The organism is Saccharomonospora iraqiensis subsp. iraqiensis (assembly GCF_000430445.1).
GTDB lineage: Bacteria > Actinomycetota > Actinomycetes > Mycobacteriales > Pseudonocardiaceae > Saccharomonospora > Saccharomonospora iraqiensis.
This window is the reverse complement of the sequence record NZ_KE387039.1, coordinates 10,583-12,733: the sequence shown is the minus strand read 5'-3', so window position 1 is coordinate 12,733 and position 2,151 is coordinate 10,583. Positions and strand designations below refer to the sequence as shown.

Genomic DNA, 2,151 nt, shown 5'->3' with positions numbered 1-2,151 from the left:
GCGGGCGGAGGCGCGGCGTGCGCGCCGAGCCGCGGCGGTGTCCGGACGGGAAGGGCCGTCGTCGGCCCTGTCCTTGTCCTTCTCGCCGTCGTCGCTCACGAGCCACTCCTCCGCTCCGCCGGACACGTCAACGCAGGGGTGACAGGACTCGAACCTGCAACCTGCGGCTTTGGAGGCCGCTGCTCTGCCAATTGAGCCACACCCCTTCGGGCGGGAGGTCCCACCCGAGCGGCACGCCCGCCAGGCACCACCGACCCCGACCGGAATCGCGGCCGGACCGTCGTCCGGGTGCCTGTCGTACGTTCCAGGTTCCGCAGTCTACGGCAAGCCCATCGGCGGCTCGCAACCGCGTTCCCCATGTCCGGCACGAGGACCCCGTCGCCCCACCGGCCACGCCGGGGTGGAGGGCGGTTGTCCTCCTACGACGCCGTGCGTGGGAAAATCCGCGCATGGCCGTTTCCCAAGATACCGCCTCCAGCGCGCAGCCCCGGGTGTCCGCCCGTATCGCGGGCATCACACCGTCCGCCACGCTCGCCGTCGACGCGAAGGCCAAGGCGCTCAAGGCCGAGGGACGTCCGGTGATCGGCTTCGGCGCGGGCCAGCCCGACTTCCCCACCCCGGATCACGTCGTGGAGGCGGCTGTGGCCGCGGTCCGCGACCGCGCCAACCACGGCTACACGGCCGCGGCCGGACTGCCGGAGCTGCGGGAGGCCATCGCGGCGAAGACGGAGCGGGACTCGGGCCTGTCCTGCTCCGCCTCCCAGGTGCTGGTCACCAACGGCGGGAAACAGGCCGTGTACTCCGCGTTCGCCACCCTGCTCGACCCGGGTGACGAGGTCCTGCTCCCCGCCCCGTACTGGACCACCTACCCGGAGTCGATCACCCTGGCGGGTGGTGTCCCGGTGCAGGTCACGGCGGACGAGTCCACCGGTTACCGGGTGGGTGTCGACCAGCTCGAGGCGGCCCGCACCGAGCGGACGAAGGTGCTGCTGTTCAACTCCCCGTCCAACCCGACCGGGTCGGTCTACTCCCGCGAACAGGTGGCCGAGATCGGCCGGTGGGCCCTGGAGAAGGGGATCTGGGTCGTCACCGACGAGATCTACGAACACCTCGTGTACGACGGCGTCCGGGCGGAGTCGATGCCGGTCGTGGTGCCGGAGCTGGCGGACCGGACGCTGGTGCTGAACGGGGTGGCCAAGACCTGGTCGATGACCGGATGGCGGGTCGGCTGGCTGATCGGCCCCGAGGACGTCGTCTCGGCGGCCGCGAGCTTCCAGTCGCACCTGTGCGGCAACGTGGCCAACGTCTCGCAGCGCGCGGCGCTGGCCGCGGTGGCGGGTCCGCTGGACGTGGTGGAGACGATGCGGTCGGCGTTCGACTCCCGCCGTCGCACGATCGTGTCAATGCTGTCGGACATCCCCGGCGTCGAGTGCCCGACCCCGGAGGGCGCGTTCTACGCCTACCCCTCGGTCAAGGCGCTGCTCGGCACCGAGATCCGCGGGCAGCGCCCGACGGACACGGTCGAACTGGCCGACCTGATCCTGGCGGAGGCCGAGGTCGCGGTCGTGCCGGGCGAGGCGTTCGGCACCCCGGGCTACTTCCGCTTCTCCTACGCGCTGGCCGAACAGGACCTCATCGAGGGCGTCACGCGGGTGGCCGACCTGCTCGCCGAGGCGAAATAGCACCTGTGCGGCCCCGGGCCGGGTGGCACACGCCGAGCCGGGGGCCGGAGAGGAACGACCGATGAGAACCGCCGCCGTCCGTCTCGTCCTGGCCACCGGCGGGGTGCCCGCGCTCGCCCTGATCGTGACGGCCGCGCTGGGCGAGATGTGGTCCGCGCGGTTGCCCCGGGTGGTCGCGACGCACTGGGGCGTGAGCGGTGCGGCCGACGGCGCAGCCGGGCTCGGCACGCTCACCACCTGGTGTCTCACCGTCGGCGGGGTGCTCACGGTCGTCGGAACGGTGGCGGCGCTGGTCCTGCTGCGGCAGGGACGCGGCAGCCGCCGCGCGGTCGTGGGGACGTGGGTGCTGCTGGCGTCGGCACCGGCCGCGACGCTGCTCACGTCCCTGGTGACCACGCTCGACGCGCCGCACTGGCGGCAGGCCTCCGGTCCGGCCGTGGCGCTCGGGGTGCTGCTCGGCGGCATGGTG

The 2,151-nt window shown here is 72.8% G+C and carries 1 protein-coding gene, 1 tRNA gene and 2 pseudogenes; 2 read left to right on the top strand and 2 right to left on the bottom strand.

All coding sequences use genetic code 11. The annotated features are described in order from the left end of the window. Positions 1 to 99, bottom strand: a pseudogene (locus ACTIR_RS27340) (preprotein translocase subunit SecE); the annotation flags it as partial. A 34-nt stretch (positions 100 to 133) separates the two neighbouring features. Then, positions 134 to 206: transfer RNA gene (locus ACTIR_RS0101915), tRNA-Trp, on the bottom strand. Between the two features lie 243 nt (positions 207 to 449). Here ACTIR_RS0101915 and ACTIR_RS0101910 point away from each other — a divergent pair. Then, a complete protein-coding gene (locus ACTIR_RS0101910; RefSeq protein WP_007024032.1) occupies positions 450 to 1,682 on the top strand; it encodes a pyridoxal phosphate-dependent aminotransferase in 1,233 nt (410 codons plus the stop codon). 61 nt (positions 1,683 to 1,743) lie between these two features. Then, positions 1,744 to 2,151: pseudogene (locus ACTIR_RS26165) on the top strand (DUF1648 domain-containing protein); the annotation flags it as partial.

Coding starts and splice junctions, on each gene's coding strand:
- ACTIR_RS0101910 (WP_007024032.1), top strand. CDS start 450: ATGGCCGTTTCCCAAGATACCGCCTCCAGCGCGCAGCCCCGGGTGTCC.